This is a genomic window from Bacillus luti, assembly GCF_001884105.1.
Taxonomy (GTDB): Bacteria; Bacillota; Bacilli; order Bacillales; family Bacillaceae_G; genus Bacillus_A; species Bacillus_A luti.
In genome coordinates this window covers 1-21375 of record NZ_MACI01000054.1, presented here as the reverse complement: position 1 = coordinate 21375, position 21375 = coordinate 1, and the positions used below count along the sequence as shown (strand labels likewise).

The window sequence follows — 21375 nt, the reverse complement described above, 5'->3', positions numbered from 1 at the left end:
AGTGGAGGCGCTTAAATGGAAATTAAACGTACAACAATTGAAAATAAGACGCTGCAACCATTAAAACAGCCTAAAGCTATTTCAGAACATGAAATTCAGAAAGAGCGAAAGCGTAGTAACCTAGTGTTTACTGGACAATCTACAATCGTTACGAAAAATAATGAAATAGGAATTTTACTTGCAAGTGTAAGTGATGGAAAGAGTATGAAGGAAATGCTTTTTAAAGAGATGGATACAGTGTTACAACTCTTTAAAAAGCTACATACTTTATCTGGAGAAGGAAAGCAAGCAGAAAAAATATACGAACAAGTAATTAGAAGCCTGCAAGGACTTGTTAAGCAAGCACATATAAAAGAACTTCCTTTGTTAGATGGAACGTATGATTTTGCTGAAGTACAATTATCATTTGGTAGAAAGGTACATATCCCGTTACTAGATGTGAGTGCGCTTATTTCTAGGGTAGAAAGTGATTCTTCAGAAGGAAATATAAATTTAATGGTAACGGTTATTGCTGCTTATATAACGAAATTGTCTAATGAAACCATTTTAATTAGCGGCATGGATCGCATGGGTAAAGATCGAGATGTAAGTGTATGGAGAGCGCTCGCAGAAATGAATATGACGCAACTATCTCAAACATTGAAACAAGCGATGCAAGAACATAAATGGTCAATGACGTTTCTTTTTCTCTTTATATGGATTGTTGCTATTATTTTGATTCGAGTTATATAAAAAGGTCGTCACTTCAATTGTGACGACCTTTTTATATTTTTTCGTAGAAAAATGTATCGAATCGCTGAAGGTTGTAGCGTTCGGGCGTTAAAATTTGTTCTGTACTACCAACAAATAGTACGCCACCTTTTCGTAAAGAACGACTAAACTTTTCATACAGTTTTACTCTCGCTTCTTCTGTAAAGTAAATCATTACATTACGACATACGATTAAATCGTAATTTGTATCGAATGACTGCATTAAGAGGTCGTGTTGTTTGAACGTGACATGTTGCTTAATGCTTTGATGCAATGAATATGTATCATCCTCTTTCGTAAAATGGCGCTCTTTCAAATCGGTAGGTAATTCTTTTAAAGAACGTTCTGTATATTGACCGCGCTTTGCAGTTTCCAATATATGAAAATCAAGATCCGTTGCTTGTATTTCAAAGCGAAATGGAGAAAGATGTTTCGATAAAATTAAAGAGAGTGTGTATGGCTCTTCACCGGCAGCGCAGGCGGCACTCCATATTTTTAATTTCCCGTTATTTTGTTCAAGTAATTTTGGTAGTGCTTTCGTCTCTAACGTTTGCCAGCGTTCTTTATTTCTGAAAAACTCTGAAACGTTAATTGTAATATAGTCAATAAAGCTTAAAAATAAATTTTGATCGGCACGTAAATGGCTAAAAAAATTAATGTAGTTTTCAAAGCCTTTTCTCGTAATAAAAGCATCAATTCTACGGCGCATTCTATCTTGTTTATACGAAGCGATATCCATATTGAATTGTTGCTTAAAACTCGCGATAAAATGATCATAATCTTGTTCAATTATCATATTTACAATGGGCACAATAACGATATTGTGCCTCCCCCTTTACATCATACGAATTTTTTGTTCAAAGCTTTTTTTCATTTGCTTTTCATGTAAACCTGGTAAATCATAAATAACAGCATCAATCCCCGCTTCTTTTGCAATATCAACAGGAATAACTGATGTATGTTTGTCTCCATTATAAAAACAGAGAACTAAATCGGTATCTTCAATAATTTGTTTTACAAAAAACATATAATCTGATCGGTAAATGGAGTCGGTAGGGTGATCAAAAGCAACGTATTCGGCTCCGTGTTTTTTTAAGTAATCAACGACTTCTTGAAATTCATCTGTTACTGCTTGTAACGGTTGTAGTGTGTAAAGGCATAAATTTTGGGCGAGTCTTTCGTTTTCGATGAAAAAACGAAGAACTTCATTTTCAATAGACTTATAACATAATATGTAAATTTTATGCTTATGAGCATAGTCAGTTAAAAACTTTTTAATTTCTTCTTGATCTAATGCTGTTAATTGATTTGAACCACAAAGAAAAATATTCATAGAATTGTGCCACCTCATGCTAAATTGTAACATATCTTCTATAAAAAATAACTGCAAAATATGAGTGTTCAGAGTATAATTATAAATAAATGGATTTTACGATTAACTTTAGGAAGAAATAAAAAAATAAATAGGTGATATATATGCTACGTTCTATCTCGCATAATCCAATTTTATCGCATATACCGCCTGCTACTCAAATGCCGAAAGAAGCAAATGTCAGGACAGGACTTGCATTTTCGGATAATTTGCATGCAGATCCGAAAAAAGATAAATTGTTAGAACAAATGGAAGCGTTTGTCGATAATATTGGAGAAATTAAAGAGAAAATTGAAATGGAATTAACGCTTGATAATGTTATGGAATATAAAAATACGGTGAAATCATTTTTGAATTTTTATGTTGATAATGTATTGCAATATAAAGACGTTATGTCTCGTCATCCGCGTTACGGATATTCACAGAAAATGACGATTGTGAAACAGGCAGAAATGGGATTAAATGAGTTAGAAGATGTTATGAATTTGATTAATACAAAAACAGGACATTTAGAAATGTTAAATCAAATCGGAGAAATCCACGGTTTAATTGTAAATCTAGTCTTGTAAAAGGAGGGAAATTATATGTACATACAATTATATGAAAAGCTCGTGATTATTCAAAAAGCATATGAAAATATTCAAGTACTTGGAGAAAACATATACGAGAATTTAAAACATAAAAATGTAAATGCAGTTCAAAAGTTACAAATAGAGCAATTACAGTACATAGATGGTTTAAAAGGATTATCAAGCTCATTTGAAGAGATGGTTGTTCAGTTTTGTAAAGAACAGGGAGTTGAACCATTTCGTGTGAGTACGTTATTTTCGTATTTTTCTCATGAAGAAATTGAAAAAATAGAAAAATTACAAAAAACATTAGTTGAATTAGAAGAGAATGTAAAAATGATTCTTTTGAAAAATCAATATTACTTAAACGTACTATTAAAAACTACAGAAAGTATTGTGGATTCGGTTTCTGAATATAATTTGGAGAGAAACAATAATTCGCAAATCTTTATGAACGAACTTTTGTAAAGGAGAAGTGAATCGATATGAGATTATCTGATTATAATACACCGCTATCAGGTATGCTAGCGGCCCAAATGGGATTACAAACGACGAAACAAAACTTGTCTAACATTCATACTCCAGGTTATGTACGTCAAGCAGTGAATATTGCCTCTGCTGGAGCGAGTAATGGGCATATGCCGGCACAAAGAATTGGTAACGGTGTACAAACATTAGGTGTTGATCGTATTACGGACGAAGTGAAAACGAAGCAATATAATGATCAATTGTCACAGTTCTCATATTATGCATATATGAATTCTACTTTATCGAGAGTAGAGTCTATGGTAGGTACGACTGGAAAGAATTCGTTATCCAGTTTAATGGACGGGTTCTTCAACGCTTTCCGTGAAGTTGCAAAAAATCCAGAGCAATCAAACTACTATGATACATTAATTGCTGAAACGGGAAAATTCACAAGTCAGGTAAATCGCCTTGCAAAAAACTTAGCTACGGCGGAAATCCAGACGACAGAAGATATTGAAGCGCATGTGAATGAATTTAATCGTCTTGCTGCTAGTTTAGCAGAAGCGAATAAAAAAATTGGGCAAGCTGGCACACAAGTACCGAATCAACTTCTAGACGAACGTGATCGTATCGTTACAGAGATGTCTAAGTATGCCGATATAGAAGTGTCTTATGAATCTATGAATCCTAATATTGTAAGTGTTAGAATGAATGGTGTTTTAACAGTGAATGGACAAGATACATATCCACTTCAATTAAATAAAGAAAAAGAACCAATGTCTGTTGAAATTTATGGTTCGGAAATTCCTTTAACTAGCGGCGCGATTCAATCAGCGATAGATACGAAAGCGAAGATTGCAGGTTATAAGAAAAATCTTGAAGACTTCATGAGTTCAGTGAAAACGCAAGTGAATACAGTGATGGGAAAAGATTTCTTCGTTGGAGATTACGCGCAAGAGATGAAATTAAACCCAGAATTTGCACAAGATGTTTCGAAAATGAAAATATCTGCTGAAACAGCAAATAAACTGGCAGGAATTACAGATGGAAATTATAAAGAGGGGCTTACGTATAAACAAGCATTAGACCAATTCATAGTTGGTGTAGCTTCAGATAAAAGTGCAGTGAATGCCTATCAAAGTATTCATGGTGATTTACTGGATGGTATTCAGCAAGAAAAAATGAGTATCGAAGGCGTGAATATGGAAGAGGAAATGGTAAATTTAATGGCCTTCCAAAAATACTTCGTGGCGAACTCTAAAGCGATTAATACGATGAATGAAGTATTTGATAGTTTGTTTTCAATTATTAGGTAACAGGTAATACAAAGAAGAAAGAAAAAAGCTCTTTCTTTATGTGGGCAGAGGGCGCGGTTAGATAAGGGAATGACCGTACATATCTGCGGTTTCTTCTTTGCGCCAATTCAAATATAGATAAAGGAGAAAATAGGGATGAGAGTATCTACATTTCAAAATGCAAACTGGGCAAAGAATCAGTTAATGGATTTGAATGTGCAGCAGCAATATCATCGAAATCAAGTAACTTCAGGGAAGAAAAACCTTCTTATGAGTGAAGATCCACTAGCAGCAAGTAAATCATTTGCGATTCAACATTCATTGGCAAATATTGAACAAATGCAAAAAGATATAGCAGATTCTAGAAATGTGTTAAGTCAAACTGAAAATACATTACAAGGTATTGTGAAATCTTTAACGAGAGCAGATCAATTAACGATTCAAGCACTAAATGGGACGAATAGTGAAAAAGAATTAAAAGCAATTGGAACAGAAGTTGATCAAATTCTAAAACAAGTCGTTTATTTAGCGAATACGAAAGAGCAAGGTCGCTATCTTTTTGGTGGAGATAGTGCAGAAAAACCACCGTTTGCGGATGATGGTACATACCAAGGTGGCGAAAAAGATGTAATGTGGAAGCTAAATGACGGTTATGAAATTAAAGCATTTCGTAAAGGCGATGATTTACTAACTCCTGTTATTCAAACGTTAGTAAAGATGAAAGATGCTTTGCAGAGCGGCGATCAAAATGCACTACAACCTTTCTTAGAGGAGAATAAGAAAAACTTAGATAGTGTTATTAATCGTACAACAGAAGTGGGAGCGACGATGAACACTGTAGATACGTTCAAGACGATTTTAAGTGAGCAAAACTTAGCGCTTCAAGAAAACCGTAAAGAAATTGAAGATGTTGATTTAGCGGTGGCAATTTCTGATTTAGCATATATTAATGCGACGTACGAAGCGACGCTTAAAGCAATTAGTACGATGAGTAAAACGAGTATTTTAGATTATATGTAAACGATAAGGAGTGAGAAATATGGCAGGAACGTTAACGGGTATTGGCGGTAGACAACAGATCTGGAACCTCGGTAATAATATGATCGATACTTCTAACTTCGTTGAATTAGAAATGAACGCGTTAGCTATGAGAAAAACACCGTATACAAATGAAAAGAACCAGCTTTCACAAGATAAACTATTATACACAAGTTTAAAATCAGAATTTAGTTCTTTCACACAAACCTTTAAAAACTTAGCGGCTTTTAAAGGGAATGAAAAAAAAGTAACGACATCACAAGATGGCTATATAAACGTAAAAGCAGATGGTGGAGCTATTGCAGGAACATTTAATATAAAGATTAATCAGCTTGCACAGCGACATCAAATCGCATCTAATGATATTACTGATATAAATGAGAAGCTTCCAAGAAATGAAACAATAAAACTAGGTGAAAAAGAACTAAAAGTAACAACTGATATGACATATAAAGATTTAATTAATAAAATTAATGATGGGGATTATGGTGTATCAGTATATACACTTGGTAAAAAAATCTTCATGTCCTCTACGAAAGAAGGGGCAACAAATAATATTAAATTAGAAGAAACACCGCCTAATGTACTTACGGATTTGTTTTATTCGAAAGTGGAAGGCTCTACTTCAGAAATGAAATTAAATACGATTAATAAAGCATTAGATGCAATATATAGTATCAATGGTATTGAAGAAAAAAGCGCTAGCAACACAATTGAATCACTTCCTGGTGTGAAGATTGAGCTTTTAAAAGTAACCGATCCGATAGTTGAAAATAAGCCTAGTGGTGACGCGGGTGCAGATACAAAAGCGGTGGATCAAAAAGGCATAGATTTGAAGTTTACAGTTAGTGATTCAAACGTCACAGAAGCAGCGAATTTAATTAAGAAAATGGTAGCTGATTACAATAAAGCTGTAGGTACAGCTGATATTTTTGATGGGAAAAATGGAGCTTTCCAAGGACAAGCAATTATGCAAAGTGTTCGCCAAATGATGAATAACGTCGTGACGTTTTCAAAGGATGGCAACTATTTGTTCACATACGGTATTCAATTAAAACAAGATGGAACAATGCAAGTGGACGATGAAAAATTGACAAAAGCGTTAAAAGATAATCCTGATGCAGCAAAACAGTTCTTCTTTAGTTCAAATGGGATAGGAAAGATGATGGAAGAACCACTTGAAAAGTTATTTGGTGATAAGGGTGTAGTTGGGGAACGTGTGAAAAACATCGATTCGCGTGTAAGTGATTTAGATAAGAAGATTAAAGATATTGAATCACAAAACTTGCAAAAGCAAGATGAAATTGTGAAGAAGTATCAAAAGTTAGAAAGTACATTAGCAGCGCTTGATAGCCAATTAAAAACAATTAAAGCAATGACAAAACAAAAAAGTGATGATTAATGAAAAGCTAAGGAAGTGATTGTATGCAAGCATGGCAACGTTATATGCAAAATGATATTATGACGAGTAATCCAATTAAAAATACAATTTTTATTTATGAAAGATGTATTGTAGAATTTCGTAATTTAGAAGAGCTTTTACATACTTTTAAACTACAAGAAGGTGATGCGCTTCTTGAAAAGTTAGAGCGTATTTTTGAAGAATTAAAGTTGCAATTAAATCCTGAAATTACGAAAGATTTATATGATAGTCTATTTGGCTTATATGATTGGATTAGCATTCAAATTCAAACAATGAAAGTAACACGTGAAGCAAAAGATATCGATACGATTGTGAAAGTATTACAAGATTTAATAGATGGTTACCGCGGAGCACTCGAAAATGAACAATGATATTTATCGAGCATTTGTCGGCTGTTTTAATGAAATCGGTGAATTGCAAGTGTCAGATGAAGAGTTTGCTGAGAAGAGTACAATGTTAAATCGCTGGATGATGACATTGGATGAAGAAACACGCGCACAAGTTGCAGCGGAAGTAAGTCCATTTATTATTAAGGCAGCTCAGCACATTCGAGATAAGCAGAAGATTTTGGAAGAAATGATTATGACAAATGATGGGCGAATGAAAGCTAATTCATTTTACGGTAAATATTAAATATAAAGTATGGAAAAGGGTTCCCTTCTTGAAAGGGAATCCATCCCTTTATTTAGGAGTTCCGCTGATTGAGGTTTCTCTTCATGGCTGTAGTGAAAAAAATAGTAGTTCTCTATAACAATATAAAAATGGATGTTAGTTTGTAGTACATATATCGAAATGAGCCATAGATTACTACGTGTATACAGTTTTTTTCATTCTTTTTTATATTTTTGTATTTTTCTAAAGACAACAATGGAAAAATGGAATAAAATATGTAAGGGTACATAACAGTTAATATTTTAATAAATACATATAAGAAAATAAATAATGAAGTGAAACTTCTATTAGTGGATAATGATGTTCGAAATAGCCAAGTGGAAAAGAAAGGATGTTGAATATGCCAGATTTAGTAAGTGATGTAAGCCACTATATGAATTATTTAGTGACGAAACGAAATGCTGTTTCTAGTAATATTGCAAATGCAAATACACCTGGCTATCAAGCACAAGATGTAACATTTGCTGAACAGATGAATAAAAGTAGTGCATTATATAAAAGTAATCCTTCAGATTTAAAAAGCAATCCAGATTTATATCAAACGAATGAAATGCACTTACCAACAGTAAATATGAAAAATACATATGCAAAGATTCAAACGAAATCAATGCAAATGAATAAAGATGGAAATAGTGTTGATGTATCAACAGAAATGCTAGATTTAATGAAAGCAAATCAATTATACGGTATTTCAATTAACGCGATTAATACGCAATATGCAATTAACCAGGCAGCGCGTGGACGTTAAGAATAGAGGGAGAGGCAACTTATGTTTCAGGCAATTAATGCAAGCGGTTCAGGGCTTACTACAGCACGAAAATGGATGGAAGTTACTTCTAATAATATCGTAAATGCAAATACGACTGCAGCACCAGGAGCAGATTTGTATGAGCGCCGTAGTGTAGTGCTAGAATCAAACAATAGTTTTGCAAATATGTTAAACAGTACTCCTGCAAATGGAGTGAAAATAAAAAGTATTGAAGCAGATAAAGCTGAAAATTTAGTGTATGATCCGACGCATCCGCATGCAAATGAAGAAGGATATGTACGTTATCCGAACATTGATGTGACAGCTGAAATGACGAATGTAATGATTGCTCAAAAAATGTATGAAGCAAATACAAGTGTATTAAATGCGAACAAAAAAATGCTCGATAAAGATTTAGAGATTGGCAGAGGATAAGGGAGAAGACGAGAAATGAAAATTCAACCATTGATACAGACACAGCCATTTGGAGCGATTCAGACAATTGGCGCTTCTAAACCTTCGCAAACATCTGTAGTTGAAGGGAAAAAGTTTATTGATTTATTGGAAGATATGAATCAAACGCAAAACAATGCCCAAACAGCGGTATATGATTTATTAACAAAAGGGGTAGGAGAAACACATGACGTTTTAATTCAGCAAAAAAAAGCTGAATCACAAATGAAAACTGCAGCTCTTGTGCGTGATAATCTTATTGAAAATTATAAGTCGCTAATTAATATGCAAATTTAGGAAAGTGGACGGGTGTGTTTAAATGGAAAAGATAAGAAATGTTTTCCAATCGTTAAAAACGTGGCATAAATTAGTAATTGGTGCTGCACTTTTAGCCATTGTAACAGGAGCACTTTTATACTTCACCTTGCCGGATAAATATGTTGTTGTATATCAAAATTTAAATGATGCAGACAAACAAGAGATTACAGCAGAATTATCGAAGCTAGGTGTTGATTATCAATTAGCAGCCGATGGTTCGATTCGTGTGCAAAAGAATGATGCTCCATGGGTTCGAAAAGAAATGAATGGAATGGGCTTACCGTTTAATTCGAAAAGCGGTGAGGAAATTTTATTAGAAAGCTCGCTCGGTTCAAGTGAGCAAGATAAAAAAATGAAGCAAATTGTCGGTACGAAAAAGCAATTGGAGCAAGATATTGTAAGAAACTTTGCAACAGTTGAAACGGCAAATGTGCAAATTACGTTACCTGAAAAAGAAACGATTTTTGATGAGGAAAAAGCGAAAGGAACAGCGGCAATTACTGTTGGTGTGAAACGTGGACAACTTTTAACAGCTGATCAAGTTGCGGGTATACAGCAAATGATTAGTGCGGCAGTTCCTGGTGTAAAGCCGGAAGAAGTAAGTGTAATAGATAGTAAAAAAGGTGTAATCTCAAAAGGAGCGGATGCAGCGAATGCTAACAGTTCTTCGTCTTATGAAAAAGAAGTTGAGATGCAACATCAAATTGAAGGTAAGTTAAAACAAGATATTGATGCAACGCTAATGACGATGTTTAAACCAAATGAATATAAAGTGAATACGAAAGTTACCGTAAATTATGATGAAGTAACACGTCAGTCAGAAAAATATGGTGATAAAGGTGTACTTCGTAGTAAACAAGAGAAAGAAGAAAGTTCTACTGCCCAAGAAGGTGCAGATGCGAAGCAAGATGCTGGTATTACAGCGAACGGTGAAGTACCAAACTACGGTACGAACAATAATCAAAATGGTAAAATCGTCTACGATAATAAAAACGGTAACAAAATCGAAAACTATGAAATAGATAAAACAGTTGAAACGATTAAGAAACACCCAGAATTGACGAAAACAAATGTTGTAGTATGGGTAGATAATGATACGTTAGTAAAAAGAAGAATCGATATGACAACGTTTAAAGAAGCAATCGGAACAGCAGCAGGACTGCAAGCTGATCCGAACGGAAACTTTACAAATGGACAAGTTAACGTTGTAACAGTTCAATTTGATCAACCAAAAGCAGAAGAGCCGAAAAAACAAGAAGAAAGTGGCTTGAACTGGTGGCTAATCGGTGGAATTACAGGTGGCTTGCTAGCGCTTGTTGGTTTAGTATGGTTCTTCCTAGCGAGACGTAAGAAAAAGAAAGAAGAAGAGGAATATGAAGAATACTTAGTAGAAGATGAAGTTGCAGCAAGTAGTGAAAGTATTATGGAAATTCCTGAAGAAAAAATAGAGCCTGAACCAAAACCTGAACTAGAAAAACCGAAAGAACCAACGTTAGATGAACAAGTGCAAGATGCTACGAAGGAACATGTAGAAGGTACTGCAAAAGTTATTAAAAAATGGTTAAACGGACAGTAAGGGAGGAACAACGATGTTAGATGGAATCTCCTCCAAAGAAAAAGCTGCCATCCTCATTCGTACATTAGATGAAGAGGTGGCAGCAAAAGTCATTGAATATATGACAGCTGAGGAAAAAGAAGTATTACTTCGTGAAATCGCGAAGTTTCGTGTATATAAACCAGAAACATTAGAAAATGTACTAGGGGAGTTCTTATATGAACTAAATGTAAAAGAATTGAATCTAGTCACTCCGGATAAAGAGTATATTCGTCGCATATTTAAAAATATGCCAGAAGACGAACTAGAAAAATTATTGGAAGACCTTTGGTATAACAAAGATAATCCATTTGAATTCTTAAATTCACTAACAGATTTAGAACCACTTCTTACAGTACTTAATGATGAATCACCGCAGACGATTGCGATTATTGCTTCTTATATTAAGCCGCAGCTTGCTTCTCAATTAATTGAGAGATTACCAGATTATAAACGAGTAGAAACAGTAATGGGTATTGCAAAGCTAGAACAAGTAGATGGCGAATTAATTAATCAAATTAGTGAATTATTAAAAGCGAAATTAAATAATATGGCATTTAGTGCAATTAATAAAACAGATGGCTTGAAAACAATTGTGAACATTTTAAATAACGTTTCACGAGGTGTTGAAAAAACAGTCTTTCAAAAGCTGGATGAGATGGACTATGAACTATCTGAAAAAATTAAAGAAAACATGTTTGTCTTTGAAGACTTACTCGGCCTTGAAGATCTTGCGCTTCGCCGTGTATTAGAGGAAATTACAGATAATGGTGTTATCGCAAAAGCACTTAAAATTGCAAAAGAAGAAATTAAAGAGAAACTATTTACATGTATGTCTATGAATCGTAAAGAGATGATTTTAGAAGAATTAGATGGTTTAGGACCACTTAAGATGACAGATGCTGAAAAAGCACAGCAGACGATTACAGGTACAGTGAAAAAGTTAGAGAAAGAAGGAAGAATTATCATTCAAAGAGGTGAAGATGATGTCCTTATTTAAAAACAGAATTCCGAAGAATTCTGTTTCTTTTTCTGAAGAGACGTATGAATTACAATTTCCAAAGCCAGCCTCAGTTCATATAGAGGAAGAAGTGCAAGTTGATCATGTAGAACTTCGTGCGCAGCAAGATGCATTACATGTTGAAATGGGTCAACTAAGGAAAGAGCAGCAAACGTTAGAACGAGAGCAACAGCAGTTGATGCAAGGGAAAGAAGAATTTCAAAAGCACATCCATGAGCAAATGGAACAGATGGAAGCAGCGCGTATTCAGTTTCAAAAAGAACAACAAGAAATAGCGTTTGAATGGACAGAATTACTATGGGATCAATCCTTCCAGTTAGCGGAAAAAATTGTGAATCAAGCGGTAGATTCACGATTACTAGATGTTTTACCAATTTTAACTGGCATTGTTCAAACATTGCCTACTTCATTTGAAAAATTAATCATTACAGTACATCCAGAAACATTTGAACGCATTCAAGAAGAGAAAGAAAATACGAAAGAATATTGGCTTTTGCAATTAGTTGAATGGAAGTATGATTTCTCCTTACAATTTGGTGAATTTGTTCTGGAAGAAGAAAAGGAATTTTTCGAATTTAAATTTGCGCCTATATTTGCGAAACTTCGTCAGAAATGGGAAGAAGAGAAAGTATTTGAGGAGCAAAACGTATGAACAGGCTTTTAATGAATGAGAATGATAAATGGAACACGTTCATTGAAACACCGCTGTATACGAAAGTTGGTAAAGTTCATAGTGTACAAGAGCAGTTTTTCGTAGCGAAAGGGCCGAAAGCGAAGATTGGGGATGTTTGCCTCGTTGGAGAACATAATGTCTTATGCGAAGTAATTGCGATTGAAAAAGAAAATAATATGTTACTCCCATTCGAACAGACTGAAAAAGTATGTTACGGAGATTCGGTCACATTAATTGCTGAAGATGTTGCTGTACCTCGTGGTAATCATTTGCTTGGAAAAGTGTTAAGCGCAAATGGTGAAGTGTTAAATGAGAACGCTGAAAACATACCACTCCAGAAAATAAAATTAGATGCCCCGCCTATACATGCATTTGAGCGTGAAGAAATTACCGATGTATTTGAGACGGGAATTAAATCGATAGATTCTATGCTAACAATTGGAATCGGTCAAAAAATTGGTATTTTCGCTGGATCTGGTGTAGGTAAATCTACTTTACTTGGAATGATTGCGAAAAACGCGAAAGCTGATATTAATGTTATTAGTTTAGTAGGAGAGCGTGGCCGAGAAGTAAAAGACTTTATCCGAAAAGAACTAGGCGAAGAAGGAATGAAAAAAAGTGTCGTAGTTGTAGCAACATCAGATGAAAGCCATCTCATGCAACTTCGCGCCGCTAAGCTTGCAACATCTATTGCTGAATATTTTCGCGACCAAGGCAATAATGTATTACTCATGATGGATTCGGTTACCCGTTTTGCTGATGCCCGCCGAAGTGTTGATATTGCTGTTAAAGAGTTACCGATAGGTGGTAAAACGCTCTTGATGGAAAGTTATATGAAGAAACTGTTAGAACGGTCTGGAAAAACACAAAAAGGATCAATAACAGGTATATATACAGTGCTTGTTGATGGGGACGACTTAAATGGCCCAGTACCAGATTTAGCACGTGGTATTTTAGATGGGCATATCGTATTAAAGCGTGAGCTTGCAACGCTTAGTCATTATCCAGCTATTTCCGTATTAGATTCAGTAAGTAGGATTATGGAAGAAATCGTATCACCGAATCATTGGCAATTTGCAAATGAAATGAGAAAAATCTTATCGATTTATAAAGAAAATGAATTGTATTTCAAATTAGGAACAATTCAAGAAAATGAAGAAAATGCTTATATTTTTGAATGCAAAAATAAAGTAGAAAGTATAAATACGTTTTTAAAACAAGGACGAGCGGATTGTTTTCATTTTGAGGATATTGTCCAAGCAATGCATCATATTGTATAAGACCTCGCGTTTTGGGGTCTTATTTTTGTTTTTTAATATTTCACAGATTTTTTCGTAAAAAAACTATATAATAGAAAAAGAGAGCGTTATAATAGGAAGGGGCTATGAAAATAGGTGGATAAACAGCAGTACGACACGATAAAATTGCAGATGAATCAAGAAAAAGAACATATTTTAAAAGAAGTGTACGAACTAACATCTGAAAAAAGAAAAATAGAGCAAAAAAAAGAATATGATTTGTATGTTGTGAAATCGCGAAGTAAAGTCGTACAAACAAGGCAACCTATCATGGCTGGCATGTTGTCTTCACATACATTTTCGCCTGAGAGAATAGAAGAATGGAATCGGAAAATTAAAAAAACGGAAGGTTTTATTCAAAAAAATGAAAGCCTTTTAGAAAAAATGAAAGAAAAAGAACGTGTTATTGATGAAATGTATCAAGAAGATTGTAAGAAGCTTGCGAAAGCGCAAGAAAAGTTAGAAGAAAAGATGCTTCTTGATTTAAAAATGTGTATAAATAGATGAGGTGGAAGTTGTGTTACAGTTTGTATTACCGGTGAAACAAAGTTTACCTCCGCAAGAAGAAAAAGGTCTTGAAATACAGCCGAAACGTGAAGATTCTACATTTGATCAAACGATGAGAAGTGAAAATAAAACAAGACCGAAAACGGAGAAAGCAAAGAAAGAGGAAGCACCAGAAGAAAAGAAAGAGTATCTTCTAGTAAAAAAGCCGGTGAAGAAGGAAGAACCGCTTATAAAGAAAGAAGAGAAAAAAGAAACAGAACAAATACTGTTAGCTGTATCAGAGCAAATGGTTGCAATTGAGCAATTGCGTGTGCAGCCAGAATTGTTATATCAATACATACAAAAAATACAAGAGTTATATAAAGAATACGGAAATATAAAACTTAACGAATTACCAGCAGCTGAATTACAACAACTACAAGAGCTTCTTTCAAATATGAATATTAAAAATGCCATATGTTTAGAAGATACAATTCAAATGGCATTAGATAAAGTCACGATGCCGGAGCAAACGATGCAAGTATTGAAAGTTGTAGAATCAGAATCTTGTAATATCGCAAAGAAACAAGAAGAGTTTAAAGACTTAGATGCAGATCTTCCGGAATCAGGGAGCGATAATGTAAAGATAGAGTTGCCAGAAGTTGACGCATTAAACGATTCGAGTTCGGCTGGTGCTGAGTTATTAAATAAAGCGACGAGTACGGATCAAATAGGAAAATCAAATGGCGGTGCTGAGAAAGTTTCATTACCTGACTTAGGAAAGAAAATGGAAGCGCAAGTAGAAGCATTGCAAAAATTTGTAGTGAAACAAGAACGTGTTTTATTTCAGTTAAACCCAGAGAAACTAGGGACATTAACTGTATTTATGAAAAAGCATGGCGATCAAATTGATGTTCATGTCGAAATGGAAAAACACGATGCGAAAAAACGTGTTGAAATCATATTTGATGAATTGAGACTGAAGTTAAAAGAAAAAGAAATTAATATTCAAATTAGTTATTCAGATAAAGATGAAAACCGTAAAGAACAGCGAGAACAAGAGCAAAGGCAAAAACAGAAGTTAGCAAGTCCGAAACAGGAGAATCAACAATCAAAAGAATTTGCGGGATTATTGGAGGAATAAAGCGTGCCAACAGTTGGATTAAATACAACGAGTACAAATCATATTCCGTTACAAGCAGGAGCGCAAAGAAGTAATGTCCCTGTTAACGGTGTACAATCGCCAGTAGGGCAAACAAATGGAGTATCAGCAAGTGAACAAAAAACACCTGGTGTAATGGAAAAAGATGATTTTCTAAAATTGTTTTTAGCGAGTTTCCAGCACCAAGATCCATTCAATGCAATGGATATGAATCAAATGATGAATCAGACAGCGCAGTTATCTCTTATGGAACAAGTGCAAAATATGACAAAGGCAGTTGACTCTTTAAGAACGACGATGTATTCGACAGCGCTTGATGGCGGAATGAAGTTTTTAGGGAAGTACGTAAGAGGTGTTGACGGTGACGGTAACAAAGTAACTGGTCAAGTAGAGACAGTTCGCCTTGCAGAAAATAACGAAGTACAGCTCGTTATTGATAATAAAGTGGTATCACTTCGCTTCGTTGAAAGAGTATCTGATAAACCAATTGGAGAAACGAATCCAGAAGATGTAAAGAAAGATAATCAAAAAGTAACTGAAGAAGTAAAAACAACAAATTCATAAGGGAGTGTCCATACAGTATGATTAAAGCGTTATATACAAGTATTTCAGGAATGAATGCAACACAAAATGCATTAAGTGTAACTTCAAATAATATTGCTAATGCACAAACAGTTGGTTATAAAAAACAAAAAGCAATGTTTGATGATTTACTGTACAACAATTCAGTCGGTGCAAAAGGCGATGAAAGATACGCAGGAACGAATCCAAAAAGTATCGGTAACGGTGTGAAAATGAGCGGAACAGTTACGGATTATAGCGATGGTACAATTACGTTAACAGGTGGTAAAACACAAGTAGCAATGGAGGGTAATGGCTTCTTCGTTGTAGGTGATTCAAAAGCTGGGAATATGGAATTTACACGTAAAGGGACATTTACAATATCTTCAGATTACTATATTACGAATACAGAAGGTCAATATGTATTTGCTTATCCAGCAGATCCATCAACTGGTAATGTTGACTTATCTGGTATTCCGGGACCATTGCAAATTCCAATGGGATCAGCAATCGGTGGTATTCGAACGTCAAAAGGAATCGTTGGAGGAAACATTCCAGCTGATGCAAAACATATTACGCAAGAATTACCTGTATACGATGATGCCGGTAATACATGGACAATGCGCATGGAGTTTACGCAAGATGGTGAACATAATTATAAATATACTGTAAAGATGCGTAATGACTCGAAAAAAGAAACAGAGTTTCATGAGGTCCAAGGAGCAGCTGGTAATGTGAAATTCGATGCGGTAGGGAAGCCAGATCCGATCAATCCTGAAGCGGATATTCCATTTAATGGTGGAACAGTTAAAATAGATCTTAGCAAATTAACAAACCATCCGACAGAGAAAACAATAGCAGTAACAAACGTAGACGGTAGACCAGCGGCAACTGTTAAAGATTGCTTTATGGCTGACGGTGGATATGTGATGGTAAAGTACTCTGATGGAAGTATGAAAGCAGCAGGTCAATTAGCTGTTGGGATGTTCCCGAACGAAGGTGGCTTAATGAAAACGGGTAATGGCAACTTTACAGCGACGAATACAACTGGTATTTTAGCACTTGGCGTATCTGGTCAAAATGGTGCAGGAAAAGTACGTGGTGGTGCGCAAGAAGGTGCAAACGTAGACTTATCTGTAGAGTTCGTAGATTTAATGCTATACCAACGTGGCTTCCAAGGAAATGCGAAAGTAATTAAAATCTCAGATGAAGTATTAAATGAAGTTGTAAACTTAATTCGATAATAAATCATAAAGAAAATTTGTAATGAAGTAGAAGGGGTTTTTTATTCGTATGACAAGACAAGAGCGAATTTTACAATTGCCTTTTTTCGAAAATAAACGTGAACTTGCTGAGCAAGTGTTGAAAATGGAACGAGAAGAGCATGTATATTTACCAGATCAATTTGAAATTAAGCAAGTGCCTCCGTATTCATTTGGTGAAAAACAAGCAACGATTGGTCGTATTCACGAATCTTATTTCGTAAGTGTTGGTAGCGAAGGCGTTTGGAAGTATCAACTATTTAAGGATGAGATGAAGTGTCGTGAGTTTTTTGTTACGCTATCAGGGATAACGGATCAGCAAATTGCGTTTTGGTTCAATAACATCGAGTTACTGAAAAGCTCTTAAAAGTCCTTTTTTAGGATTTGAGAGAGAGCCTGTGATATGTGGTAGTGGTTAGTGCCTAATAGAGTCTTGATTGGTGTGTAAGGACAGAGATATGGAGAGCTACTAATGTAGTTGAAGAGGTTGGAAGCTAAGTGTTGGTTGCTTCTTCTTAGCTCTTTGACGATAGGATGTATCCAAGTCTAGAAACGGTGATATAAAACAGGTTAATGTAAGGTTGTAAAATTAGACTGAATTTCTATAAAAGGAGAGGTGAGGAGGATGGCGCAGAATAAGTATCGCGTTACATTCATTTCGCCAGGTGAGATTGAGCAGCGTACTGTAATGGCGGCTAGTAGTTTGCCGGATTTAATTCGTAAAGTAGAGAGTATTATTGCAGATTCAAATGGTTATTTTGTGAATGATAAAAAAAATAATTGCTACTTTAAAGTAATTAAAGAAAATGTTACATTTATTCAATATGAGTTATTATTCTCGGATAAGGAAATTCATATTGAAAAGTTAAAACATATAGCACCGGCAGTATTGAAACAGTTATTTGAAAACATAAATGAACCGGAACTATATGCACTTGCTCTACTTGATGTTGATATAGCAACGAAAGAATACGTGCTAGAAGAAATGGATACAGCGTTAAGAGTAAGGGTAGAAACGGAGCTTTCGAAAAAGTGGGAAGCAATGCCGACAGAAATTGTAGGAGCGCAAGAAGTGTTATTAGAGGCACTTGCATCGTTTATACAAGAATAAGTGTATTTATAAATGAATGAATCGTTCGACTATCTATATTGTAAATATAGGTAGTTGACTTTTCTGTTTTAATAAAGCTTAATAATTAGATATACGGAATTAATGGAAGGGGAGCGACACCTTTATGTCACAAGCACAAAGTATTTTATTAGAAAGCGGAACAAATGAATTAGAGATTGTTACATATACTGTTGGTGAAAACCTATTTAGTATTAATGTAATGAAAGTACGTGAAATCATTAATCCATTCCCTGTTACAACTGTGCCAGAATCTCATCATGCAGTTGAAGGTGTTGTTCAAGTACGCGGTGAAATTTTACCTGTTATTAACTTAGCAACAGCTCTTAATTTAAAATCGACAAAGCCACTAGATCAAACGAAATTTATTATCTCAGAATTAAACCAAATGAAAGTAATTTTCCGCGTTGATGAAGTGCATCGTATTCAACGTATTTCATGGGAACAAATTGATGAACCAGCTTCATTATCTATGGGACTAGAAGAAACGACATCTGGTATTGTAAAACTAGATGGGAAAATTATTTTACTATTAGATTATGAAAAAATTGTTTGTGAAATTAGTGACAGTGGTTATGAAAAGAAAACATTATCTGGTTTAGAGCACAAAACAGATCGTGCTGAAAAGATAATTTATATTGCGGAAGATTCTGCAATGCTTCGTCAAATACTAGAAGAAACATTATCATCAGCTGGATATTCAAAAATGAACTTCTTCAGTAATGGTGCAGAAGCGTTAGCACATATTGAAAAACTAGCAAAAGAGCAAGGTGAAAAAATGTTTGAACATATTCACTTGCTAATTACGGATATTGAAATGCCGAAAATGGATGGACATCATTTAACGAAAGTGATTAAGGATCATGAAGTGATGAATCGTTTACCAGTTGTTATTTTCTCTTCATTAATTACAAATGAATTATTCCATAAAGGTGAAGCAGTTGGGGCGAATGCGCAAGTAAGTAAGCCAGATATTCAAGAGCTAATTGGTTTAGTAGATAAGTTAGTGCTTTAAAAGCTTTTATTTAGCTAGAATAGAGGAACTAGCCATGTGTGGTGGCGGTTAGTGCTTAATAGAGCCCCATGCGATGTGAGAACAGAGATCTGGAGTGGTTGTTAGGTAAGTAGAACAAGAGGGTATTCGAGAGAGGCTTGGAAGAACCGTGTACACCTCTATTCTTTTAGTGGAGAAGGAACTAACCATGTGAGTTTTTGGTTAGTTCCTTTTTAGTATTTTATACGCTACATAGGCAGGAAAATGAAACGTTTTGGGAGTGTTTGTATGGTAGTATTGTGGATTTTGGGTTGGTTTCATCAATAAGTAGTGTGCCTTTTTGTTTAAAAAGGTAAGAGAATATATCTTTGGAGTAGGGTAGTAAGATTTCGTGGTAACGCAAATGTTTTCGGTGAAAATACATTCGAAATACCATATAATATAATTATGTGGATTATTTTTGAAATAGGATTATAACATATATTATTTCAAAAAATTTAGTTTTTCTATTTTATACTTTCTATACATTTTTGTATGTTAATTATTTGACAGATAATTTCGAAATGTTATAATATGGATATGTAAAAATTTCTATTTTCTTGAAAGACATGGGAGTCAGATGAGAATTGTGAAAGGATGAGGGGAAGTGGCACAGAGTATGTATCACCACACAGCAATCAATGTATTAGGTCTTTTGCAAAACATGTCAAATAATGAAATGAACGATATGAAATTAGAAACGGAATTTAAAAAAATAGAGAAACAATTCCGAGTAAAATATGAAGAACTAGTTGATTTATATAATAGAATGGTATTATTTCAAATAGATATAGAAAAAAATGGCGGGATGCGCGCCTATGAAAAATCAGCAGTTACGTGGCTGAAGTCTGAACTAGAGTTACTGTATGAAGTGTATCAATTTAGTCAACGTCACGGTTTAAACATCGCGAATATTTCAAAATACGTTAGTAAAAATGAACTGAATATATTTCCAAAAACAGAAAGTCAATTGCAAAATACGTATTATAAATTAAAAAAGCAGGAAATACCGTTTGAAAATATTGAAAAACAAAAACCGGGGCGAAAACGAAAATATACACCTATAAAAAAAGTGATGGCTGAAACGATAATAGCGAATAAGGAAGAAGTAAAAGAAGTCGCTATAGTGGAAGAGGATGAAAAAAGCCTCGTAACAGTTCTATCCGGAATCGTTGATAATTTTGACACGATTCGTAACAATAGTGAAAAGAAAGAACATGAACTGTATCAGTTTATGGAAGGTATATATAAGCTTTCTAGCATGGCTGCAGAGCGTTCGAAAGACGAGAAGGACGCACGTAGTATAGAAAGTGAATTGCAGTTGCTACAAGCAGAAAATGAGAGGTTACAAAGAGAGAAAGAAGAACTTGTGCAAGATGTTAAAGATATGACGTGTCATGTCATTAACTTCATTACGAGTTCCGACATCGATCAAATTCGTCAACTGCCGAAATTTGTGAAAGACTGCAAAATAGAATTACATAAAATAGGATTATACAACGCACAAGACGGAAACATGAAAATAATGGTCGACCGCAGAGGACAAGTTATGACGGTAACGCCATAAAGTATTGGGTACAAAATAAAAGGGAGATACATAGGGTCTATGTATCTCCCTTTTATTTTTTTGTGGGATTTGGTTTACTTGTGAAACTATACTAAGTGCAAATTCCTCTTTACGCATCAGCATTATTACGAATCGTCACATGCATACGCCACTTGTTCTCAAACACCAACTGTCTAGCTATTCATAATCGAAAAATTCGTATCAATACGCGTTTCTTATAAGTTCACATATGGTCTTAAATCTATTAAATGGCTATGAAAAGAAAGGGGATTTATTCTTATTTTCTGTTTGTGTTTTAACATGAGAGGGGATTGAAATAGGCACCGACCGCATTTAAATACGGCTAGGGCTTCTCTCCAAGCTAAAAAGAAAACTTTTAATCTATCTATATGAACACTCCCCCACTTAGCGAAGCTTGAAGTGGGGGTTTCTAACGTTTCGACCTAACGGACGATTAACGTCAGGGGAGTTAACACATTAGCG

General features: G+C 34.7%; 25 protein-coding genes. 23 read left to right on the top strand and 2 right to left on the bottom strand.

The window, feature by feature from the left end:
• The first annotated feature begins 15 nt into the window (after nucleotides 1–15).
• Nucleotides 16–732: a hypothetical protein gene (locus tag BAQ48_RS12350; RefSeq protein WP_071711302.1), complete on the top strand. Its 717-nt coding sequence runs from the start codon at nucleotides 16–18 to the stop codon at nucleotides 730–732.
• Between the two features lie 31 nt (nucleotides 733–763).
• Here the strand turns inward: BAQ48_RS12350 and BAQ48_RS12345 are convergent, their stop codons facing one another.
• A complete protein-coding gene (locus BAQ48_RS12345; protein WP_000582900.1) occupies nucleotides 764–1546 on the bottom strand; it encodes a CheR family methyltransferase in 783 nt (260 codons plus the stop codon).
• Nucleotides 1547–1585: 39 nt separating this feature from the next.
• A complete protein-coding gene (locus tag BAQ48_RS12340) occupies nucleotides 1586–2083 on the bottom strand; it encodes a flagellar motor switch protein FliG (RefSeq protein WP_071711301.1) in 498 nt (165 codons plus the stop codon).
• Between the two features lie 143 nt (nucleotides 2084–2226).
• On the opposite strand from BAQ48_RS12340, the gene BAQ48_RS12335 reads away from it, so the two are divergent.
• From BAQ48_RS12335 to BAQ48_RS12225, 22 genes are all read left to right on the top strand, one after another.
• A complete protein-coding gene (locus BAQ48_RS12335) occupies nucleotides 2227–2691 on the top strand; it encodes a YaaR family protein (RefSeq protein ID WP_000946323.1) in 465 nt (154 codons plus the stop codon).
• A 15-nt stretch (nucleotides 2692–2706) separates the two neighbouring features.
• Nucleotides 2707–3159 (top strand): hypothetical protein, encoded by a 453-nt coding sequence (locus BAQ48_RS12330; RefSeq protein WP_071711300.1) that lies wholly within the window; start codon nucleotides 2707–2709, stop codon nucleotides 3157–3159.
• Nucleotides 3160–3176: 17 nt separating this feature from the next.
• A complete protein-coding gene (gene flgK / locus BAQ48_RS12325; RefSeq protein ID WP_001239689.1) occupies nucleotides 3177–4475 on the top strand; it encodes a flagellar hook-associated protein FlgK in 1299 nt (432 codons plus the stop codon).
• A gap of 135 nt (nucleotides 4476–4610) precedes the next feature.
• Nucleotides 4611–5474 carry a flagellar hook-associated protein 3 gene (locus tag BAQ48_RS12320; protein WP_071711299.1) on the top strand — a complete coding sequence of 288 codons (864 nt, stop codon included), beginning with the start codon at nucleotides 4611–4613 and terminating at the stop codon, nucleotides 5472–5474.
• A gap of 19 nt (nucleotides 5475–5493) precedes the next feature.
• Nucleotides 5494–6894: a flagellar hook-associated protein 2 gene (locus tag BAQ48_RS12315; protein ID WP_071711298.1), complete on the top strand. Its 1401-nt coding sequence runs from the start codon at nucleotides 5494–5496 to the stop codon at nucleotides 6892–6894.
• A 23-nt stretch (nucleotides 6895–6917) separates the two neighbouring features.
• Nucleotides 6918–7286, top strand: coding sequence for a flagellar export chaperone FliS (locus BAQ48_RS12310; RefSeq protein ID WP_001149513.1), 369 nt, complete (start codon nucleotides 6918–6920; stop codon nucleotides 7284–7286).
• The gene (locus BAQ48_RS12305) at nucleotides 7276–7548 is read left to right on the top strand and encodes a hypothetical protein (RefSeq protein ID WP_048557458.1); all 273 of its coding nucleotides are present in this window, start codon (nucleotides 7276–7278) and stop codon (nucleotides 7546–7548) included. The genes BAQ48_RS12310 and BAQ48_RS12305 overlap by 11 nt, the downstream gene beginning before the upstream one ends.
• Before the next feature lie 379 nt (nucleotides 7549–7927).
• Nucleotides 7928–8335 carry a flagellar basal body rod protein FlgB gene (flgB, locus tag BAQ48_RS12295; RefSeq protein WP_071711297.1) on the top strand — a complete coding sequence of 136 codons (408 nt, stop codon included), beginning with the start codon at nucleotides 7928–7930 and terminating at the stop codon, nucleotides 8333–8335.
• 21 nt (nucleotides 8336–8356) lie between these two features.
• Nucleotides 8357–8770, top strand: coding sequence for a flagellar basal body rod protein FlgC (gene flgC / locus BAQ48_RS12290; RefSeq protein WP_071711296.1), 414 nt, complete (start codon nucleotides 8357–8359; stop codon nucleotides 8768–8770).
• Nucleotides 8771–8785: 15 nt separating this feature from the next.
• Nucleotides 8786–9085: a flagellar hook-basal body complex protein FliE gene (gene fliE, locus BAQ48_RS12285; protein ID WP_071711295.1), complete on the top strand. Its 300-nt coding sequence runs from the start codon at nucleotides 8786–8788 to the stop codon at nucleotides 9083–9085.
• A gap of 22 nt (nucleotides 9086–9107) precedes the next feature.
• Nucleotides 9108–10682: a flagellar M-ring protein FliF C-terminal domain-containing protein gene (locus BAQ48_RS12280; RefSeq protein WP_071711294.1), complete on the top strand. Its 1575-nt coding sequence runs from the start codon at nucleotides 9108–9110 to the stop codon at nucleotides 10680–10682.
• Nucleotides 10683–10695: 13 nt separating this feature from the next.
• A complete protein-coding gene (gene fliG, locus BAQ48_RS12275; RefSeq protein WP_000883983.1) occupies nucleotides 10696–11700 on the top strand; it encodes a flagellar motor switch protein FliG in 1005 nt (334 codons plus the stop codon).
• Nucleotides 11687–12373, top strand: coding sequence for a FliH/SctL family protein (locus tag BAQ48_RS12270; protein ID WP_071711293.1), 687 nt, complete (start codon nucleotides 11687–11689; stop codon nucleotides 12371–12373). Before fliG ends, BAQ48_RS12270 begins: the two co-directional genes overlap by 14 nt.
• Nucleotides 12370–13674, top strand: coding sequence for a flagellar protein export ATPase FliI (gene fliI / locus BAQ48_RS12265; protein ID WP_071711292.1), 1305 nt, complete (start codon nucleotides 12370–12372; stop codon nucleotides 13672–13674). Before BAQ48_RS12270 ends, fliI begins: the two co-directional genes overlap by 4 nt.
• Nucleotides 13675–13788: 114 nt before the next feature.
• Nucleotides 13789–14199, top strand: a complete 411-nt coding sequence (locus BAQ48_RS12260; RefSeq protein WP_071711291.1) for a cytoplasmic protein — start codon at nucleotides 13789–13791, stop codon at nucleotides 14197–14199.
• Between the two features lie 10 nt (nucleotides 14200–14209).
• Nucleotides 14210–15322: a flagellar hook-length control protein FliK gene (locus tag BAQ48_RS12255; RefSeq protein WP_071711290.1), complete on the top strand. Its 1113-nt coding sequence runs from the start codon at nucleotides 14210–14212 to the stop codon at nucleotides 15320–15322.
• A gap of 3 nt (nucleotides 15323–15325) precedes the next feature.
• Entirely contained in the window at nucleotides 15326–15904 is a 579-nt protein-coding gene (locus BAQ48_RS12250) for a flagellar hook assembly protein FlgD (protein ID WP_071711289.1), read from the top strand.
• 17 nt (nucleotides 15905–15921) lie between these two features.
• On the top strand, nucleotides 15922–17145 hold the full coding sequence (gene flgE, locus BAQ48_RS12245) for a flagellar hook protein FlgE (RefSeq protein ID WP_071711288.1): 1224 nt from the start codon (nucleotides 15922–15924) through the stop codon (nucleotides 17143–17145).
• Between the two features lie 49 nt (nucleotides 17146–17194).
• Nucleotides 17195–17530, top strand: coding sequence for a DUF3964 family protein (locus BAQ48_RS12240; protein WP_071711287.1), 336 nt, complete (start codon nucleotides 17195–17197; stop codon nucleotides 17528–17530).
• 258 nt (nucleotides 17531–17788) lie between these two features.
• Entirely contained in the window at nucleotides 17789–18274 is a 486-nt protein-coding gene (locus BAQ48_RS12235) for a LysR family transcriptional regulator (protein WP_071711286.1), read from the top strand.
• Nucleotides 18275–18398: 124 nt separating this feature from the next.
• Nucleotides 18399–19307 (top strand): chemotaxis protein, encoded by a 909-nt coding sequence (locus BAQ48_RS12230; RefSeq protein WP_000075946.1) that lies wholly within the window; start codon nucleotides 18399–18401, stop codon nucleotides 19305–19307.
• A 637-nt stretch (nucleotides 19308–19944) separates the two neighbouring features.
• Nucleotides 19945–20892 carry a DNA-binding domain-containing protein gene (locus BAQ48_RS12225; RefSeq protein WP_071711285.1) on the top strand — a complete coding sequence of 316 codons (948 nt, stop codon included), beginning with the start codon at nucleotides 19945–19947 and terminating at the stop codon, nucleotides 20890–20892.
• Nucleotides 20893–21375: the final 483 nt, after the last annotated feature.